This is a genomic window from Granulicella cerasi (assembly GCF_025685575.1).
GTDB classification, from domain to species: Bacteria; Acidobacteriota; Terriglobia; order Terriglobales; family Acidobacteriaceae; genus Granulicella; species Granulicella cerasi.
This window is the reverse complement of sequence record NZ_JAGSYD010000001.1, coordinates 579,151-597,649: the sequence shown is the minus strand read 5'-3', so window position 1 is coordinate 597,649 and position 18,499 is coordinate 579,151. Positions and strand designations below refer to the sequence as shown.

18 protein-coding genes are annotated in these 18,499 nt (G+C 61.1%); 8 read left to right on the top strand and 10 right to left on the bottom strand.

What is annotated here, in order from left to right; translation table 11 throughout:
* Positions 1–17 precede the first annotated feature (17 nt).
* Positions 18–890, top strand: coding sequence for an alpha/beta hydrolase (locus OHL11_RS02525; RefSeq protein ID WP_263369903.1), 873 nt, complete (start codon positions 18–20; stop codon positions 888–890).
* On the opposite strand, the gene OHL11_RS02520 is transcribed toward OHL11_RS02525, so the two are convergent.
* Positions 891–2,117 carry an A/G-specific adenine glycosylase gene (locus OHL11_RS02520; protein WP_263369902.1) on the bottom strand — a complete coding sequence of 409 codons (1,227 nt, stop codon included), beginning with the start codon at positions 2,115–2,117 and terminating at the stop codon, positions 891–893. It lies immediately after the preceding gene.
* An 11-nt stretch (positions 2,118–2,128) separates the two neighbouring features.
* Complete coding sequence (locus OHL11_RS02515) at positions 2,129–2,752, bottom strand: YdeI/OmpD-associated family protein (RefSeq protein ID WP_263369901.1); 624 nt, start codon at positions 2,750–2,752, stop codon at positions 2,129–2,131.
* A gap of 102 nt (positions 2,753–2,854) precedes the next feature.
* Here OHL11_RS02515 and OHL11_RS02510 point away from each other — a divergent pair, with 102 nt between their 5' ends.
* The 4 genes from OHL11_RS02510 to OHL11_RS02495 are packed head-to-tail and all read left to right on the top strand — an operon-like array spanning position 2,855 to position 6,523.
* A complete protein-coding gene (locus OHL11_RS02510) occupies positions 2,855–3,703 on the top strand; it encodes an EF-hand domain-containing protein (protein ID WP_263369900.1) in 849 nt (282 codons plus the stop codon).
* Positions 3,703–5,244 carry a DUF2271 domain-containing protein gene (locus tag OHL11_RS02505; protein ID WP_263369899.1) on the top strand — a complete coding sequence of 514 codons (1,542 nt, stop codon included), beginning with the start codon at positions 3,703–3,705 and terminating at the stop codon, positions 5,242–5,244. Before OHL11_RS02510 ends, OHL11_RS02505 begins: the two co-directional genes overlap by 1 nt.
* Positions 5,225–5,878 carry a PepSY-associated TM helix domain-containing protein gene (locus OHL11_RS02500; protein ID WP_263369898.1) on the top strand — a complete coding sequence of 218 codons (654 nt, stop codon included), beginning with the start codon at positions 5,225–5,227 and terminating at the stop codon, positions 5,876–5,878. The genes OHL11_RS02505 and OHL11_RS02500 overlap by 20 nt, the downstream gene beginning before the upstream one ends.
* 9 nt (positions 5,879–5,887) lie before the next feature.
* Positions 5,888–6,523 (top strand): flavin reductase family protein, encoded by a 636-nt coding sequence (locus tag OHL11_RS02495; protein ID WP_263369897.1) that lies wholly within the window; start codon positions 5,888–5,890, stop codon positions 6,521–6,523.
* An 89-nt stretch (positions 6,524–6,612) separates the two neighbouring features.
* Here OHL11_RS02495 and coaBC read toward each other — a convergent pair whose 3' ends face one another.
* The 4 genes from coaBC to OHL11_RS02475 all read right to left on the bottom strand — a co-directional run bounded on the left by coaBC (position 6,613) and on the right by OHL11_RS02475 (position 11,432).
* Positions 6,613–7,833 carry a bifunctional phosphopantothenoylcysteine decarboxylase/phosphopantothenate--cysteine ligase CoaBC gene (gene coaBC, locus OHL11_RS02490; RefSeq protein ID WP_263369896.1) on the bottom strand — a complete coding sequence of 407 codons (1,221 nt, stop codon included), beginning with the start codon at positions 7,831–7,833 and terminating at the stop codon, positions 6,613–6,615.
* The gene (panC, locus tag OHL11_RS02485; protein WP_317890612.1) at positions 7,830–8,744 is read right to left on the bottom strand and encodes a pantoate--beta-alanine ligase; all 915 of its coding nucleotides are present in this window, start codon (positions 8,742–8,744) and stop codon (positions 7,830–7,832) included. Before panC ends, coaBC begins: the two co-directional genes overlap by 4 nt.
* Complete coding sequence (panB, locus tag OHL11_RS02480; RefSeq protein ID WP_263369895.1) at positions 8,728–9,633, bottom strand: 3-methyl-2-oxobutanoate hydroxymethyltransferase; 906 nt, start codon at positions 9,631–9,633, stop codon at positions 8,728–8,730. Before panB ends, panC begins: the two co-directional genes overlap by 17 nt.
* 215 nt (positions 9,634–9,848) lie before the next feature.
* Positions 9,849–11,432 (bottom strand): DHA2 family efflux MFS transporter permease subunit, encoded by a 1,584-nt coding sequence (locus OHL11_RS02475; RefSeq protein WP_263369894.1) that lies wholly within the window; start codon positions 11,430–11,432, stop codon positions 9,849–9,851.
* Between the two features lie 182 nt (positions 11,433–11,614).
* On the opposite strand from OHL11_RS02475, the gene OHL11_RS02470 reads away from it, so the two are divergent.
* The gene (locus tag OHL11_RS02470; protein WP_263369893.1) at positions 11,615–12,664 is read left to right on the top strand and encodes a nucleoside hydrolase; all 1,050 of its coding nucleotides are present in this window, start codon (positions 11,615–11,617) and stop codon (positions 12,662–12,664) included.
* 2 nt (positions 12,665–12,666) lie between these two features.
* Here OHL11_RS02470 and OHL11_RS02465 read toward each other — a convergent pair whose 3' ends face one another.
* The gene (locus OHL11_RS02465) at positions 12,667–12,837 is read right to left on the bottom strand and encodes a hypothetical protein (RefSeq protein WP_263369892.1); all 171 of its coding nucleotides are present in this window, start codon (positions 12,835–12,837) and stop codon (positions 12,667–12,669) included.
* Between the two features lie 108 nt (positions 12,838–12,945).
* On the opposite strand from OHL11_RS02465, the gene OHL11_RS02460 reads away from it, so the two are divergent.
* The gene (locus OHL11_RS02460) at positions 12,946–13,857 is read left to right on the top strand and encodes an AraC family transcriptional regulator (protein WP_263369891.1); all 912 of its coding nucleotides are present in this window, start codon (positions 12,946–12,948) and stop codon (positions 13,855–13,857) included.
* Here the strand turns inward: OHL11_RS02460 and OHL11_RS02455 are convergent.
* From OHL11_RS02455 to OHL11_RS02445, 3 genes are read right to left on the bottom strand one after another with little or no spacing between them, the layout of a single operon-like run.
* Positions 13,821–14,489, bottom strand: coding sequence for a hypothetical protein (locus OHL11_RS02455; protein ID WP_263369890.1), 669 nt, complete (start codon positions 14,487–14,489; stop codon positions 13,821–13,823). The two genes, OHL11_RS02460 and OHL11_RS02455, sit on opposite strands and share 37 nt — an antisense overlap.
* The gene (locus tag OHL11_RS02450) at positions 14,486–14,839 is read right to left on the bottom strand and encodes a hypothetical protein (RefSeq protein WP_263369889.1); all 354 of its coding nucleotides are present in this window, start codon (positions 14,837–14,839) and stop codon (positions 14,486–14,488) included. The genes OHL11_RS02455 and OHL11_RS02450 overlap by 4 nt, the downstream gene beginning before the upstream one ends.
* A gap of 35 nt (positions 14,840–14,874) precedes the next feature.
* The gene (locus tag OHL11_RS02445) at positions 14,875–16,977 is read right to left on the bottom strand and encodes a radical SAM protein (protein ID WP_263369888.1); all 2,103 of its coding nucleotides are present in this window, start codon (positions 16,975–16,977) and stop codon (positions 14,875–14,877) included.
* 195 nt (positions 16,978–17,172) lie between these two features.
* On the opposite strand from OHL11_RS02445, the gene mltG reads away from it, so the two are divergent.
* The gene (gene mltG, locus OHL11_RS02440) at positions 17,173–18,204 is read left to right on the top strand and encodes an endolytic transglycosylase MltG (protein WP_263369887.1); all 1,032 of its coding nucleotides are present in this window, start codon (positions 17,173–17,175) and stop codon (positions 18,202–18,204) included.
* The last annotated feature ends 295 nt before the right edge of the window (positions 18,205–18,499 follow it).

The window sequence follows — 18,499 nt, the reverse complement described above, 5'->3', positions numbered from 1 at the left end:
GGCATCCCAAGAGATACATGTTCGTTCGCTGCTGCCGTAATTTCGTTGCTACTGCCACCGTTTGTGCTGCTCTGTTGAGCACGGTTGCCGGCGCTCACGCCGGAATCTTCCATCCTTCGCACGCCATCGCCTACACCGTAGACCGCACCGGCATCTACGAGGCCGACCTCTATCGGCCGCATGAAGATGCGCCTGCGGGCGGCTACCCCGTAGTGGTGCTCGTGCATGGCGGCGCGTGGCGCTCCGGCTCGCGCACGGAGATGAAGAAGCTCGCGCTGGAGCTCACGCAGCATGGCTACGCCGCGCTGACGATCGATTACGACAAGAAGAAGCTGTCGTTCCCGTGGTCGTGGATGGAGCTTCGCGCGGCTGTGCGCTTCCTGCGTCTGCGCGCGATGTTTTATCACCTCGACCCGAACCGCATCGCGGTGCTCGGAAGCTCAGCCGGCGGAGAGCTGGCGGCGCTCGCTGCACTGGAACCGAATGGCCCCGCGATCCTGCCGGAAGGGCAGATGGAGCGCGACGCCGTGCCGGTACAAGCAGCTGTTGTACTGAACGGCCTGTACGACGCGCACACCGAGCACTTCCTGCTGCGCCGCTACCTCGGCGGCCACTGCGCAGCGGTGCAAGAGGTCTGCGATGACGCTTCCCCGCAAAGCCACATCACCCCGAACGCTGTGCCGATCTTTGTGGGCCACGGCGATCACGATCACATGATCCCCGACGTGCAGGCGAAGAAGTTCATGGCCGCGATGCAGGCGGACGGCAACAACGTGACCTACTACGTAGCGCGCGGAGGCGGACACAACTACTGGAAGCACTCTCGCTACGCGCAGGAAAACCTGCAGGCGGTACTTGCGTTCCTCGATACGAACCTGAAGAAGAAGTAGCTACTCCAGCGGTGGAAGCCCTGCAAGCGTTGGTCGCGGCACAAGCATCACGCCGCTGCGCTGCAGGGCTTTTCGCGCAAGGCCGGTAAGCGGAAGCAACGCCAGCAGCTTCGTGTTGTGCCACTGCAACGCCTCTGCAGAAGCCGCGATCTGCGGCAACAACTCCGAGCTATCGACGTGGTCATCCGGCGTAGCCACGACCAGTTCGTCGTGATACTCGTCGATGACGTCGGGATCATGATGCGGCGGAACTCCTGGCGCCGACTCCGTAAAAATCTGCACGTAGTAGCTGGTGTCCGTGATGCTATGGCGCAGCCGCAGCGTAGGTTCGCGCTCGGCGACGGCCTCCATCGGCAGCGGCGGAAGCTCCAGCATATTGGCCATCAGACTCTGCTGCGCGTCGCGCTTATGCAGCAGCACCTCCGTGCTCGTGCCGCGCTTGCGGATCGCGAGCAGGTAGGCAACGGTGCGGCTCTTCTGCTTCGCGCGCGGCGCGGTGATGTGTTCACCACGCGTCTGGCAGAACTCAACCACAGGGCATTGCAGGCAGAGGGGCGAACGTGGTGTGCAAACCGTCGCACCGAGCTCCATCATCGCCTGATTGTGATCACCCGGCGGATTGGCTTTCGACCGTGGCGAGAGAAGCGGCGGCACCAGCGATTGCGCCACTTGCTGCAGCGCCGCGCGGGCTTTGGTGGAGCGATCTTCGGGCCAGCCGAGCACGCGGTTGATCACGCGCTCCACGTTGCCGTCGATGGCCGCAATGCGCTCGCGGAAAGCGATACTCGCGATGGCGGCGGCGGTGTAGTCGCCCACGCCGGGCAACGTGCGCAGCTCATGCGATGTGCGCGGAAGCTTGCCGTCGAACTCGCGCAGCACGAACTGCGCTCCGCGATGCAACATGCGCGCGCGGCGATAGTAGCCGAGGCCACTCCAGAGCGCGAGCACGTCGGCTTCTTCGGCTTCTGCTAACGCCGTGACCGTGGGAAAGCGTTCGAGGAACTCAACGTAACGCTCGATGACCGTGGCCACGCGCGTCTGCTGCAGCATGATCTCGGAGAGCCACGTCGCATACGGGTCGCGGATGTTGCGCCATGGCAGATCGCGTGCGTTGTGCTTGAACCAATGCGCCAACCGCGCGGAAAACTCTGCAGGATCAAACGCGAGATGCGGTGCACTCTCTGCGGATTGGTCTTCGGCTGGGGGTGCGGCTTTACGTCGAGGCATCTACTGAAAGCTTACTGCTTTTGCTTCATCTTCATCTGGTACTTCCAGTGGCGCTGCTTGCCTTCGGCGATCCACTCGATCGCTTCGGCGATGCGCTTGTCGCGGGTCTCATCGCGCTTGGCCTCGTCGATCCACGTGCAGTACTCGCGACGGCATGACGGGCTGAAGGCCTTGAAGTTTGCGGCAGCCGCTTTGTTCTTCTTGAGCGCCGCTGCGAAGGCCGTGGGCACCTCGGCCTCGGGCCGCGCCTTGGCTGGATCTTCCTTGCGCACGATACTCCTGGTGCGCTCGCCGGAGTCGATCTGCCGCACGGCCTCCACCATCATGCGCTTCAGTTCCTTCGCTGGCGGCAGCTCCTTGAGATCGGTGACATGGTCGAAGTTGCGCATGGAGCCGGTGTGCTGCGGGTCGGTCGGCGCATTGCCGTTCCAGAAGCCGAAGTTCACATGGTTCTTGAAGCCCGCCATGTTCGCCAGAATGATGCCCTTGTGGACGAAGAACGGCATACGCCACTTGATGGCTTCTTCGACCTGCGGCACGGCCGCGTGCACTGTCTCGCGAATGTGCATGAGGATGGGCTGGGCGAAGGGTTGAGCCTTCTCAATGTAGGCGTCGACCTGCGGAATGCGCGGCATGCGCATGATGCTAAACGAACAAAGGGTTTGCCTGCGACGGGCTTGAGCAGATATAACTAGGACAAAAGTAGTCCTAATTCGATTTTCAGGCAGGAACAACAAGTGAAGCGAGCAGGAGCGATTGGTTTGCTGGCGGCGATGGCCGCAGTTTGTGCGCCGCAGGCGGTGTGGGCGCAGGGCCCCGGCGGTGGTCCGCGCATGGTGCTGAAGGCGCTGGACACCGATGGCGACGGCACGCTTTCGGCGGCGGAGATCGCTGCGGCCTCCAAGAGCCTGCTGACGCTCGACACCAACGGCGACGGCCAGATCACCAACGATGAGCTGAGCAAGCGCCCTGAGAACGCTGGCGCGTCGGCCGAAGACCTCGTGAAGCAGTTGATGCTGCTGGACAAGAACGGCGACGGCGTTTTGACTGCCGACGAACTGCCTGCGCGCATGCAGAACCTGATGGAACGCGCGGACGCGAACAAGGACGGCAAGATTACGCCGGACGAGATTCGTGCGATGGCGCGCAAGCAGGGTATGCCCGCTGGCCGCACCGAGCCCGGTCGCGCTGGCGGCATGTTCCGCATGGACCCGATTCTCGCGGCGCTGGACCTGAACCACGATGGAATCCTCGAAGCCGATGAGATTGCCGCTGCGCCGAAGAGCCTGCTGACGCTGGACAAGAATGCCGATGGTCAACTGACGCCGGATGAGATCCGCGTGAAGCAGATGTCGCCCGAAGAGCGCGTCAACCACATGATCGACGAGTGGGACACGAACAAGGACGGCAAGCTGAGCAAGGCCGAGATGCCCGATCGCATGCAGGCGATGTTCGAGAAGATTGACACGAACGGCGACGGCTTTGCCGACAAGGCGGAGCTGTTGGAGTTCTACAAGAACAACCCGCAGATGGGTGGACGTCCTCAGCAGGGCGGCGAGCAGAAGCCCGCAGAGGAGAAGCACTAATGGCCTGGACGACAAAGCATAAGTTGGCGGCGACGATGTTGCCGATGGCGTTGGTGGCCGTGCACTCGCCTGCGTTCGCGCAGGCAGCGGCCAACGCAAACGGTATGCACGATGGTGCATGGCGTTTTGCGCATGAGAACGTGCTCGGCACCTCGCTCGATGTGCGCGTGCGTGCAGCGAGCTTCACCGAAGCGCAGCGCGCAGAAGCCGCAGCGTTGCAGGTGTTCGACCGTGAAGAAGCGCGCCTGAGCTCGTGGCGCAAGGACAGCGAGCTTTCGCAGTGGGAGCGCACGCGCTTCACGCCGGTGAAGGTTTCGCCGGAGTTGTTCGCGATGCTCGCAAGCTTCGATGCATGGCGCGAGAAGTCGAACGGCGCGCTCGATGCTTCAAGCGAGGCCGCCGCACAGCTTTGGAAGCGCGCTGCAGCGGAAGGCCGCAAGCCGTCGCAGCAGGAGATCGCCGCAACCGTGGAAGCAATGCAGCAGCCGCACTGGAAGCTTGATGCGGCGACGCAGACGGCGACGCGTCTGAGCGATGTGCCGCTCGCATTCGCTACGTTTGCGAAGTCGGCGATCACGAGCAAGGCTGCAGAAGCCGCGATGGTAGCGGGCGCAAGCGGCGTGATGCTGAACGTGGGCGGCGATGTCGTCGTGCGCGGTGCGCTCACCGAGTTGGTGGCTGTAGCGAATCCGCAGCAGGATGCCGAGAACGATGCGGCGCTCGCAGAGCTGAACGTGCGCGATCGCGCGGTGGCTACGAGCGGATCGTATCGTCGCGAGGTCGCTGCGGCGATGTCGCATATTCTTGACCCGCGCACGGCAATGCCGACAGGCCATGTGTTGTCGTCCACCGTCATCGCTCACGATGCGGAGACGGCCGGCGCGCTTGCGACCGCGATGAGCGTGCTGACTCCCGCAGAGAGCGCGGCGCTCGCAGCAAACACCAACGGCGCGGAGTACATGCTCGTGCTCGCCGACGGCAGCGAAGTGCGCAGTGCAGGTTGGAGCGCGTATGAGAACGCCAGCGTGAAGCCGGTGATGTACACCGCGCCGCACGCTCCGGCGAAGGTCGCTGCCGGCGCATGGAACCCGGCGTTTGAGCTGTCGATTGCGTTGGAGCTTCCGCGCATTGAGGACGCGCGCTATCGCCGCCCGTACGTGGCTGTGTGGGTGGAAGATGCGGACCACTTCCCTGTTCGCACGATCGCGCTGTGGACCGAGAACCCGCGCTGGTTGCCGGAACTGAAGCAGTGGTATCACGACGACCAGATTCGTAACCTGGCGGAAGGCACGGACATCTCGAAGACGGTGTCGTCGGCCACGCGCCCTGCAGGCAAGTACACGCTGAAGTGGGACGGCAAGGACAACGAAGGTAAGCTGGTGAAGTCGGGCAAGTACACGATCTGCATTGAGGCCTCGCGCGAGCATGGCGGCTATGAGATCGAGCGCCGCGAGATCGACTTCAACGGCGCGCCCAGCAAGGCCGCTGTGAGCGGAAGCAAGGAACTGGGAGCCGTCACGCTTGACTATCACAAGCGCTAACAACCCGAAGCCCCACACGAAGCAGCCGGTGCCGATGCGTGCGAAAGTGCGCAAGGCCACGGCAGTTTCGGCGCGTTGGCTGCATGTGTATCTCAGCATGGTGAGCTTCGGCGTGGTGCTGTTCTTCGCCGCGACGGGGCTCACGCTGAACCACCCTGACTGGTTTGCGAAGCAGTCGCGCACCATCGAGTCACACGGCGCGATGAGTTCTGACCTGCTGAACTCCAAGGATGCAAGTGGCGCGGACAAGCTCGGCGTTGTCGAGAAGCTGCGTGCAGCGGATCACGTACAAGGCGCAGTATCGGACTTCCGCGTCGACGATTCGCAGGTGTCGGTGTCGTTCAAGGCACCGGGTTACACCGCCGATGCGTTCATCGATCGCGCCACAGGGAAATACGATCTTACCGTCGTAAAAAGCGGCTTCGTCGCCGTGATGAACGACCTGCACAAGGGCCGCGATGCGGGCAAGGTGTGGGCGGGCGTGATCGACGCTTCGGCGATTCTGCTGGTGCTGGTTTCCCTTACGGGCCTGGTGCTGATCTGGTTCGTCTACAAGCGTCGCGTGAGCGGGCTGATCCTGGCTGGCGTGGGCACGCTCATCATCTGGTGGATGGCGAAGGCGTTTGTGCCGTAGTGTGGATGCATGAGCGACCGTTTCTCGCACTTCGATCTTGAGACCATGACCCGAGGCGACAGCTACAAGCTGCTCGCCTCGACTATTTTGCCGCGTCCCATTGCGTGGATCACCACGCAAGACCAACATGGCGCCGTGAACGCCGCGCCATTTTCTTTCTTCAACATCGTTTCTTCAGATCCTCCGCTCGTCGCGGTAAGCTTTTCGGCTGCGCCGGATCGCGAAGGCAAGGACACGCTCGCGAACATTCAGACGACGGGCGAGTTTGTGGTGAACCTTGTTCCCGAAGAGCTTGGCGAGGCAATGAATCTTACCGCCGTGAATGCGCCACGCGGCGTCGATGAAGTCGCGCTTGCCGAGCTGACCACCGCGCCTTCGACCAAGGTGAAGGTGCCTCGCATTGCGGAATCGCCGGTGTCCATTGAATGCACGCTGCTGCAGACGATGAACTTCGGCGGCAAGAGCACGCTGCTGCTCGGCACGATGGTGGAAGCGCATGTGTGGACCGAGGCGTTCGAAGATGTGGAGCGCCTCTATGTCGATCCGGCCAAGCTGCGATTGATTGGCCGCATGCACGGCGCAGGTGGCTATGTGCGCACCCGTGAGATCTTCCAACTGGATCGCAAGCTCTGGCCGCTGGGGTAGATCATCGCCGGTGCAACCGCAACTTCTCTGCGGGAATAGCAAACGAAGAGAGCCGAGGATATCGGCTCTCTTCTTGTTTTGATGGCTCGCTAGACCGCTGACTCGTTCACAAGCTGGCTCGCAGTTTTACGGATGCGTAGCTCGAGCAAGGCGTCCAGCAGACGATCCGCCAGGGCGCGCTTACTCATGCGTGCGAGGTTCGTTGTTTCGTCTCGCGTGATCAGCAGGCCAGCGTTTTGTTCTGCGTCGAAGCCGATGCCTGCTTCCGTGACGTTGTTGGCGAAGATAGCATCGACGCCTTTGCGGTGAAGCTTGCCGAGTGCGTTGGCTTCGAGGTTATCGGCTTCGGCAGCGAAGGCGAGCACGAGCGTATGTGGCGCGCGCAGGCGAACGATTTCAGCGGCGATGTCCTCGGTCGGTTCGAGTTCGAGCATGAGTGGCCCGTTGCGCTTCAGCTTGCCTTGCGTTGTGCGCATGGGCCGAAAGTCTGCAACCGCAGCGGACTTCACGACCATCGACGCTCGCGGAAGCGATGCAAGAACCGCTTGATGCATTTCTGCCGCAGTGTTCACGCGGACGGTTTCGATGTTTGCTGCAATCGCCAGCGAAGATGCGGTGATGAGGATGACATGCGCGCCGCGCTGTGCAGCAGCCTCCGCAACAGCGTGCCCCATGCGGCCGCTGCTGCGATTGCCGAGGAAGCGCACTGCGTCGAGGGGTTCGCGTGTGCCACCTGCGGTAATGAGGATCGATTCACCGGCGAGATCGTGACGCGGGACGAGCGTGTGTAGCGTGGCTTCGACGATGGTTTCAAGCGATGCGAGGCGGCCTTCGCCGACCATGCCGCAGGCGAGATAACCCGCGTCTGGCGCGATGATCTGTACGCCGCGTTGCGCTAGCGTCTGCAGATTCGCCTGCGTCGCTGCGTGGTTCCACATGTTCACGTTCATCGCAGGCGCGACGAGGACGGGCTTGGTGTTCGCAAGATACGTTGCGGTGATGAAGTCGTCCGCGATGCCGTGTGCGAACTTCGCGAGTGTGTTCGCGGTAGCGGGGACTACGAGCATAGCGTTGCAACGTTGCATGACGGCGATGTGTTCGATCGCTTGCGTGTCTTCCTCGGACGAGTCCCACAGCGAGGTGTGCACGCGATTGCCGGTGAGCGACGAGAAAGTAAGCGGGGTGATGAAACGCTCCGCTGAAGCGGTCATCGCAACTTCAACGTCGATGCCCTGCTTCTGCAGTGTGCGTGCGAGCTCTGCCGATTTATACGCGGCAATGCCGCCGGTCACAGCGAGAAGTACTCTCATCGCGCGGCTCCTGCGGTGAGCGTGAGTTCCTCGTGTTCACGAGCAACGGGCGTGAGGACGATGTTGTCGATCAAGCGCGTTTTGCCTACGTGAACCGCCGCGGCGATGAGTGCGCCTTCGTCGAGCGAGCTGATGGGCAGCAAGGTGTCGGGATGCACGATCGCAGCGTAGTCGAGCGTGAATCCGTCGGCTGCGTTGAGCTTGGCGGCGAGGCTGGCGCGGAGCATTGCGAGGTCGCTGCCTGGAGTGATGCGTTCGGCGACGCTCTCGAGGATGCGCGGCAGCGCGAGCGCTTGCGTGCGTTCGAGAGCGGAGAGATAGCGGTTACGCGAGCTCAAAGCGAGGCCATCAACATCGCGTACCGTGGGGCAGACTCGGACGTCGACAGGCGTGTCGAGCGCGCGCACCATCGCGCGTAGCACTGCGACTTGCGCTGCGTCCTTCTGACCGAAGTATGCGCGATCAGGGGTGGTGATGTTGAAGAGCTTCGACACGACCGTGGCTACGCCGCGGAAGTGTCCGGGGCGTGATGCACCGTCGAGACGCGCGCCGATCTCGGGTATGTCGACGATGACTTGCGGCGCGCTCGGCGGGTACATCTCCGCGGGCGAGGGTGCGAAGACGAGGGCGACATTTTCACTTTGAAGCAATGCGAGATCGGCTTCAAAGGTGCGTGGATAGCGGTCGAAGTCTTCGCCGGGCGCGAACTGTGTGGGGTTCACGAAGATGGTGATGGCGACTGCATCGCACTCGCTCGCTGCGGAGCGCACGAGCGAGAGGTGGCCTTCGTGCAGCGCGCCCATCGTGGGTACGAGGCCGAGCGTTTTGCCAGAGCGTGTGAGCACGGCGCGTGCTTCGCGAAACTCGCGGATGGTGTGACAGATCTGCATCGCGTCAGCTCGCTTTCTCAAGCAGCGTCTTAGTGGCTTGCGGCTCGATGCGGGCGCGAACCTCCGCGCTGAGATGGTAGCTTTCGGAGTCTGCAGGAAAGGTGCGCTGCTTCACGGCATCGCAGTATTCGCGAAGACCGGCGAGCATTTCATCACCAGCTTGGGCGAAGCGTCGCACAAACTTTGCGGGCTGCGAGAAGGTCAGTTGCACGGCATCGTGGAAGACAAGGATCTGTCCGTCGCACTCGGGGCCCGCCCCAATGCCGATGACCGGGATCGTCAACGCCTGCGCGACGCGCGCGGCGACTTCGCGCGGCACACCTTCGACAACGATCGCGATCGCGCCTGCAGCTTCGAGCAGCGCCGCGTCTTCGAGCAGCGTTTCGATGGCCTGCTCCTGCCTGGCCTGCACGCGGAAGCCGCCCATGATGTGCACGGACTGCGGCGTGAGGCCGATATGGCCGACGACGGGAATCTCTGCTTGCGTGAGGCGTTCGACGAGCGCGGCGCGACGCCGACCGCCTTCGATCTTGACAGCTTCAGCGCCGGCCTCCTGCATGAAGCGCAGAGCGTTCTTCACGGCGGAGGTGTCGTCGATCTGATAGCTGCCGTAGGGCATGTCCACAACGAGCAACGCGCGCTGCACGCCGCGACGCACGGCGCGAGCGTGGTGCATCATCTCGTCCATGGTGAGCGGCAGCGTGCTGTCGTAGCCGAGCACGGTCATCGCCAGCGAGTCGCCTACGAGGATGAGATCCACTCCCGCTTCGTCAGCGAGACGCGCGGTGGGGTAGTCGGTAGCAGTGAGGGCGGTGATGGGTTCAGCGGAACGCTTCTTCTGAAGCAACGCTGGCGCGGTGACGCGTACGAGTGACTGCGTCCCGGATGAAGCGGGGGTGTGAAAGCTCATATTGTGTTCTCCAGTGCGGTTCCGCGAGACGCGCAGATAACGCCCGAATGGAGAAAGTATACGCCTGGGTGGTGATTTGTGGCTCGCGGGCAAAGGCGAACGCAGAGGGCACGGAGAGCTTGCTGCAGGCGATGGAGAGCTGAAGAACACGCTCGTCCTGCAAACCCAGGTCTGAGATGCGAGACCTGAGGCACCTGATTGAAGCGCGCCGTCGTTTAGTGGACGGCCTCTCCTGCGGGTGCGCCCTGGCCGGGACGGTTCTTGTTGAGCAGTAGCGCCAATGCGATGAGGAAGACGGACATCCATGCGAGCACGCGGTAGACGTCCATGTAGCCCAGCACGGAGGCCTGCTCGTTGAGCTGCTGGTAGATGGCGCCCTTCGCGTAGATCTGCGCGTTGGCCGAGCCGGCGCTTCCACCGAACATACTCGTAAAGGCCTTGATGGCCTGCTGGTAGCCGTAGTTCTCCGGCGACATGTAGTTCTGCATGCGCGCCTGATGGTAGAGCGAGCGCTCCGTCACCGCAGCGCCGGTGAGCGAGATGAGGATGGAGCCACCGACGTTGCGCGCGAAGTTGATGATGCCCGAGACCTGGTTCGATGCCTCGCGCGGCAAGCCGACGTACGCCGCATTGGTGATGGAGATGAACGCGAACGGGATCGGCAACACCTGAATGATGCGGATGAAGGCGTTGTAGCCGAAGCTCATGCCGAGCGAGATGTGAAGTGACGAGAACCAGAAGCTGAACGCAAAGAACGCGAAGCCGAGCATCACGAGATTGCGCGCAGGGAACTTGCCGACGGCCACGCCTGCGAGCGGCATCACAATGATGAGCGCGATACCGCCACCGGTGAGCGCTTCGCCGGCGCGTGTTGCGGTGTAACCGAGAATCTCCTGCATGAACTGCGGCTGCAATACGGTGGCTGCGTTCAGCACACCGCCGACCAACGCCATGAGCATGGTGCAGATGGCGAAGTTTTTGAACTTGAAGAGGCGCAGGTTCATGATCGGGTTCTTCGCGCGGAGTTCCTGCCAGATGAGCCCGGTCATACCGATCACGAACATGACGAAGAAGAAGACGATGAAGTGCGAGCCAAACCAGTCCTTCTCTTCGCCCTTGTCGAGGAAGATTTGCAGGCCACCCATGGCGAGCGTGAGGAAGCCGAGGCCGATGAAGTCGAGGCGGAAAAGGTTCTGTCGGTCTGCCTTGATCCACGGCGGATCTTCGACCAGGCGCGTGACGAGGAAGAATGCCAGCAGGCCGACGGGGATATTGATGTAGAAGATCCAACGCCAGGAGTAGTTGTCGGTGATCCAGCCACCGAGCGTGGGGCCGATGGAGGGCGCGAGCACGGCGACGAGGCCGTAGAGCGCGAAGGCCTGACCGCGGCGCTTCTCGTCGAAGCTGTCAGCCATGATGGCCTGCGCCATCGGCTGAAGACCGCCACCGCCTGCACCCTGGATGACGCGTGAAACAAGGAGAATCGGCAACGACGGAGCAATGCCGCAGAGGAAGCTCGCCACCGTGAAGAGCGTGATGCAGGAAAGGAAGAAGTTCTTGCGGCCGATGACCGACGAAGCCCACGCGCCCGCGGGCAACACGACGGCGTTGGCCACGAGATAGCTGGTGAGCACCCACGTGCCCTGATCGGTCGATGCGCCGAGGTCGCCTGCGATGTGTGGCAGCGCAACGTTCGCGATGGAGGTGTCCAGCACCTCCATGAATGCCGCCAGGGCGACCGTGGCTGCGATGAGCCAGGGATTTACCTTGGGCTTCCAATTCTGATTTGCGTCCGCCACAGAAGTCCTTCAGCAGAGATTTTTAGGGGGCCCGTCGGTAAGGCGCTTGGTTGCTTGGATGCAAGCGTGCGCACAGAGGATGCGGCGACGACGCAATGGTGTTGGCTTGTGCGTCAGTAGCGGTCGATATACGCGCAGGGCCTGTGGCAGTCTATGCTGAAGAAAACATCGAGGGAGCTCTGATGGAAGCGACACGACGGCAGTTCTTGCAGGCAATGGCGGGCACGGCTTCGGCGAGTGCCCTGGCACCCGTGTCGGCGCTGGCGAAGATGCGCAGCGAAGAGCCGGCTGCGGGGCGCAGACGCATCATTCTCGACACGGATACGGCGACGGACGATGCTGCTGCGATCCTGCTGGCGATGAAGGCTCCGACCATCAAGGTCGAGGCCATCACGATCGTGGTGGGCAACGTCGAGTTCGATCAGGAAGCGAAGAACGCGCTGTATACGCTGCAGGTTTCGGGCAATGCGCATAAGGTGCCGGTGTTCCTCGGCAGCTCGCGACCGCTGCTGCGGCCGATACATGGCGACGCGACCTACGTGCACGGCAAAGATGGCATGAGCAACAGCTTCTTCCCTGACCCCGAGCAGAAGCCGGAAGAGGAATGGGCTGTCGATGCGATGATTCGCTTGATCGAGGCGCATCCGCATGAGATCACCATCGTCGCGATTGGAGCGCTGACGAATGTGGCGCTGTTGTTGCTGCGGAAGCCTTCGATTGCACCGCTGATTCAAGGCATTACGTTCATGGGCGGCACGTATAAGTTCTATGGCAACGTGACGCCGGTCGCGACGTACAACATCTGGGTTGATCCTGAAGCGGCAAAGATCGTCTTCCACTCCGGTGTGCCGATCACGACGGTGGGCTTCGACGTGAGCGTGCATAGCTCGATCTTTACGGATGCCGACTACGAGCGCGTGGCGAAGCTGGGTACGCCGTTGGCGAAGTTCTTCACGGAGATCAACAAGGTGCGGCGCGTGTACTGCAAAGAACATCAGAAGATGAACGGCTCCAATCATCCCGACGCGATCACGACAGCGATCGTGATCGATCCGACGATTGCGATGGAGCTGCTGCCGCGTTATTGCGACGTGGAGACGCAAGGCGAGTTGACGCGTGGCGCCATGCTCATCGATGAACTGGGAACGATGAAGCAGCCGCCGAATGTGACCGTGTGCGCGGCTGCGGACGAGAAGAAGTTCAAAGAGATGATGTTTCGCGCGCTCTCCTAGCGCTAGAAAATGCGCTGCGAGAGAAAGAAGAACGCACCGACGGCGAGCGCGATGGAGCCCGCGAGAATGAAGCTGATGTAACGTGCGGCGCGGCGTTGCTCGCCTTCGCGCGGACGGGTAATGCCGACGCCCCAAATGAAACCTTCGCTGACAACCTCAGAGACCTTGCGCATGATGTGTTCCCTCCTCTGCTGTTCTTAGGTTCACGCGAGCGGACGGCGAGGATATGCAATTCCTGCGACAAAGCGGAATCATCCAATGAAGTGAGAGGATGAAGGCGAGTGAGCAGCCGAGCGCAGGATCGGATTCAGGTTTGGCAGCGTGACCGCCTGGTCCCGCTGCTGCCGGATACCCATGCGCTTAAGGCCGCAGCGGCTTCCCTGTGGCGAGGCATGCTGCTCGAGCGCCACGACGTTGGCGCGATCGAGATTCCTGAACACCAGCACAATGAGCTTTGCCTGCACCTCCAGCTTTCCGGCGCACCGGAGATGGAGTGGTGGAACGACGGCCGCAATCGCGTGGAGCGGACCGCGCCAGGGTCGATGATTCTGCTCGCTCCGGGAACACGCGATCGGCTGCGGTGGACGGAGGCGTCGTCGCGACTGGTGGTTTCGGTGAAGCCGGAGTTGCTGGCGCGCGTGAGTGAGGAGCTTGGCGTGCGGCAGGTGGATTTTGCGAACCGCTGGGCGCTGCGTGATGCGGGGCTCGCGCGCGTAGTGCAAGAGATGCACCGCGAGGCCACGGATGGCTTTCCGCTGGGCGCGCTCTATGTCGATCAGCTTGAGGCAGGGCTTACGCAGGCTATGGTGCGGAGTTACGGCTCGTTCGATGGCGGACTGAAGGCGTTTCAGGGGCGGCTCTCGCAACAGAAGCTACGCCGAGCGCTGGAGTTCATGACTGACAACCTGCATCGCGATCTTCGGCTGGCGGAAGTTGCCGCAGAACTACAAATGAGTGAGTCGCACTTCGCGCACGAGTTCCGCGCGAGCACCGGGCAGACGCCGTATCAGTACGTGCTGGAGCAGCGACTCGAACGCGCGAAGCGGCTGCTGAAAATGGGTGGGATGTCGGTGAAGGAGATCGCCGCTGAGGTTGGGTTCAGTTCGGATACGAACTTTGTAAGGGCGTTTCGGAAGCGGATGGGTATAACACCAGCTCATTTTTCCGCGGCCGGCTTCACTATTTTGGGATAAATGAAAAACACGATGGGCTGTTGTTGATCGTCCTGCTTGGGCGCCGTCATAGATGAGTTGTAATACGCGAATGTCAGGCTCAACGTATTGCCTGTTATCAGTTGTCGAAGACAAACTCCCTGTTGACCGTTGCTCACTGAAACGTCAGAATCAGATTGTCGCGGTGGCAGTTGACGATAGATCACCATCGAATCAAGATTCCGATGCGAGAGAACACTGGAAAACTCTTCAGCGAGATCGGAAGCTTCTTGATCGTCAGGCGGAACGACGAATCTTATCGCAACTGGAGCACATGCGTTTAAACCAGAACGTTGTAGTCTCATGATGTCGCTCCTGCTCAAGCGGCGAGGCTTAACGACGCTTTCGGTGCTACGAACGACTTCGAGGATCGTATTCATCTTTTGCAAGAGGATATCTTGCTCCTCTGCCTGCTTTGCGGAAAGCTGATTGAGAAACTTGTCGATGAGCTTCAGTTGCTTGTCAGAAAAACCACTACAGTTGATCGTGACCGAACCATGATTGTCCGGTAATGACGGACTGCAAATACCACCCGTCGAGTTGTTTTTACTCATCTGTTGCCCGAAAGCACTTGCGGGCAACAGCAGCAATGCTAGTAGTAATACTCGAATCACTTCTCGTTACCTACCGTTCCTGAGATCGAAATATTGCCGCTATTATTCGGAGCATTGGGACTTAATGCGCCACAGCTCATATTGTTGCTGGGCGTGATTTGAACTGTAGTTTTCACAGTCTTCGGGAGCTTCATCTGGGTCAGTAGAGCTATTCCACCCAATACAAAGAGACCAATTGCGCTGCGGGCGATACGCTTTTCTTTTGCTTGTGGATCGCCAGGCAGCTTCACAAGCAGATAGTTGAAAAGAGCAACGACCCACAACACGACGGCTGTAGGGCCGCCGTATCGACCGATCAGCTCCAAGATCTTGGGGTTGGTGAGCATTACCAAAATATAAAGGCCACCCATGTGGGTGGCCTTTATATTTCTACTTTGCTGAGGAGTTAGTCGCCGGAGACGAGGTCGTTCTCTTCCTGCTTGGCGGCGGGTGCCGGGGCGGCCTTGATTTCGCCGAGGGCGATGAAGCCAGGCTGCTCCTGCTCCTTCAGAATTTCCTTGCGGTAGAGCTTCGCCATGCGGGCGTTCTCGGCATCCTGCTTGAGCTTCGCGTCGCGTGCGCGGATCTTTTCTTCGCGCGCATTCTTCGCAATGCCGAGCTTGTCGAACGTGTCGTTCGCAGCCGAGTTCACGTGAGCATCGTTCAACTTCAGGTCGTACTTGTCCTGCTTGTCGAGCGAAACCTTCTTACCACCGGCGAAGATCTCGTGACGGCCGTGCTCCTCGTACCACTTGGTGAGGGTCGACGTCATGTGCATCTTCTCGATGATGTTGCGCCAGCCGATACCCGTGTTGTATGCGCAGAAGGAGATTTCGCCTTCCTGCGTCGCGTACGGGATGATGCACTGCTCGGTGCGGCGGAAGTCGTAGTTGAAGAGGTCCTGGAACCACATGCCGGCGATGAAGAGGAAGTTCCAACGGTCGCCGCGGCGCTTCTCGATGTCCGCCATCGTACGATCCGCGGTGACCTTGCCGTAGTTGCGGCCGGTCGCGCCGAAGCACTTGTCGAACTTCTCGAGGAGGGCGAAGATGCTGAAGTTCTTGGGAGCCATCGAAGGCTTGTAGTTGCGGATGAGCGCGAGCGAAGCGCCGAGGATCGTGCCAAACTTGCCACGAGCCGCGTCGTTCACCTTTGCAATGTCCTTCGCGAGCTGCACGGCGTCCAGGAACGCGGTGACGGGCACAGCTTCCTTCGTTTCCTTATCAATCATGAGCGCCATGCCGATACCGCAGTTCGGGTGGCAACCGCAGGAGAGCTGGCCCCACTCGTGCTCCGGTCCGTGAACCAGATCGGCCCAGTCAGAGAAGGTCGACATGAACGAGATCGGGAACCAGTCGCGGGTCGATTCGCCGAGACCCGTCTGGGTGCGGACGTCGTGCGCGAGATGCGAGAGGGTGTAGCGCTGTGCGTGGCGACGCTCGTCGGAGACGGCTTCGTCACGACCGGTGAACGATACCGGCTGGAACGAGAGGAAGTTGATCTTCTTCGGGTTGTCGAGCGCGAACTCGATGATGCGGCCAACCTGCTCGTTGTTGATGCCGTTGATGATGCAGGTGACGGGAACGATGTCCACACCGGCAGCGTGCAGGTTGTGGATCGCCTGCAGCTTCACGTCGAACGAGTTGCCCACCTTACGGTGCGAGTTGGCAGCGTTGCCGATGCCGTCGAACTGGAGGTAAGCGTAGCGCAGACCGGCTTCAGCCGCAGCGCGAGCGAACTCCGCCGACTTTGCGAATTCGATGCCGTTGGTTGCAGCCTGCACCGAGTTGTAGCCAACCTTACGCGCGTAAGCGACGGCGTCGAGGAAGTACGGCGACAGGGTGGGCTCACCGCCCGAGAACTGCACGGACATCTGACGACGCGGCTTGATGGTGATCGCGTTGTCGAGCATGGTCTTGATCTCGTCCCACGTGAGTTCGTGGACGAAGCCAACCTGGTTGGCGTCCATGAAGCAGGGATCGCACATCATGTTGCAACGGTTGGTGAGATCGATGGTGAGCACCGAGCCGCGGCCGTGGGTGACGGTCGACGTGCCGTGGTTGTGGAGCTTCTCATCGTTGTGGGCGCGGATGTCGCGGCCCGGGAAAACGTCTTCGAGATGCTTCATCATCGGCGGATCGATGGACATAACGTCCTCGAAGTGACCGTGAATCGGGCAATCCTTGACCATGAGGATCTGGCCATCGCGCTCGATGATCTGAGCCTTGATTTCGCCGACCTTCTCGTTGAGAAGAACTTCGTGCGGCAGCTTGCCGTCGAGGATCTGCTGGCGGATCTCCGGCACGCAGCGCGGGCAGAGCGAGTCCGTAGTACGCGGCCAACCGAGGGGCGGCTTCTCCTTCTGGTAGCTCTTGAGGAGGGGCTTGTCGGACCACTTGGGGGTGAAGCTCTTGTTCGGGCTGATCGAGTTGATCTTGTCGAACACGGCCCAGCCGGCCTTGGCCGTGAGCACTACGCCCTTTTCTACGAGCTTGGTTACCTTAGACATCGTTCTGGATTCTCCTAAATGTTAGGTTCTCAGACTAAACGATTGCATCGTGGCCCGAGAAGTACATCGCGCGGTACGGGGTCTTGCTGCCCCGGGTCCGCGTCGACCGGGATAGCTCCACGTTCAAAAGTAAAACTGTGGACGAGGGCTGTCTTCGGTCATGCAGCGAACGGCAAGATTCTGCATTGAACGGTGATGGGATGTGCCGTAGATGGTTCACGATGCACCATCTGGGCGATTTACGATCAGGATGTGCGTTGGCTTGGGTGGATTGTCGTTTTCGTTCTGGTAGCGGTGGCCGGTGCTGGCTGGCTGGCTGTAACCCCGTATGGCCCCTCCAGCGAGACCTTTGTGGAGATTGCACCGGGCACCAACACTGAAGGTATCGGCGACGCGCTACGGAAAGCTGGCGTGATCCGCAGCGGCGTGCTGTTTGCCGCGTTGAAGAAGTACAGGGGCGGCACGCTGAAGGCGGGCGAGTACCGCTTCGACCACCCGGCGCCGATGACGGAGGTCTATGCGCGGCTGCGCAAGGGCGACGTCTATACGAAGACCGTGGTGATTCCCGAGGGCTATGACATCTTCCAGGTGGCGAAGGCCGTGGGCGATGCCGGGCTGCTTTCGGAAAAGGAGTTCCTGGCCGCGGAACTACAGCATCCCGAACTGGTGAAGCGCTGGAATCCGATGGCCGCCTCTGTCGAAGGCTATTTGTTTCCTGACACTTACAAGTTCAGCCGGAAAGCGACCGCCGTGGATATGATTGCAGCGATGGTGAAGCGGTTTGGGCAGATGGCCGCGAAGTTGGGCGTGGAGCCGCGGGACGCTCCGCGTGTGGTGACGATGGCTTCGCTGGTCGAGCGCGAGGTGCATATTCCAAGCGAGCGGGCGGCTGTGGCTGGGGTGTTTGAGAACCGACTGGCGTTGGGGATGCCGCTGCAGACCGACCCGGCGGTGGCGTATGCCAGCGAGTTGCGCGGGACGTGGACGGGCGTGATTCATCAGAGCGAGCTGCACTCGGACTCGACGTATAACACCTACACCCATGCGGGGCTGCCACCGGGACCGATCTGCAACCCCGGTGTGGCGGCGCTGCAGGCGGCGATGCATCCGCTCAAGAGCGACTATTTGTACTTTGTCGCCGACGCGCGCGGGAACACGACCTTCGCGCGGACGCTGGCGGAGCATACGCAGAACGTGGCGGCGTATCGGGCGGCCGGCGGGAAATAAGATTTTTCGCGGGAAACGCAGACGGTCGGGCTTTGGCCCGGCCGTTTTGCTTTGGATTTCGGTGGAAACCCAGGGCTCAAAGGCGAGACCTGGGGCACCCGAGCGGTTTTGCTAGTGGCAAATAGGGTCGGACGGACGCATATCTTCCTGTGGGGATGACATGCAGGATGTTCGAGGCCGCGGTTGGTGTCGGTGCCGGAAGGTAGACCGATGGTTTGCGGTCAGGGCCGATCTGGGTGCCGGAAGTGGCTATTTTAGCGATTTTCACAAGGGACTTTGGTGCATTTGTGCAAGC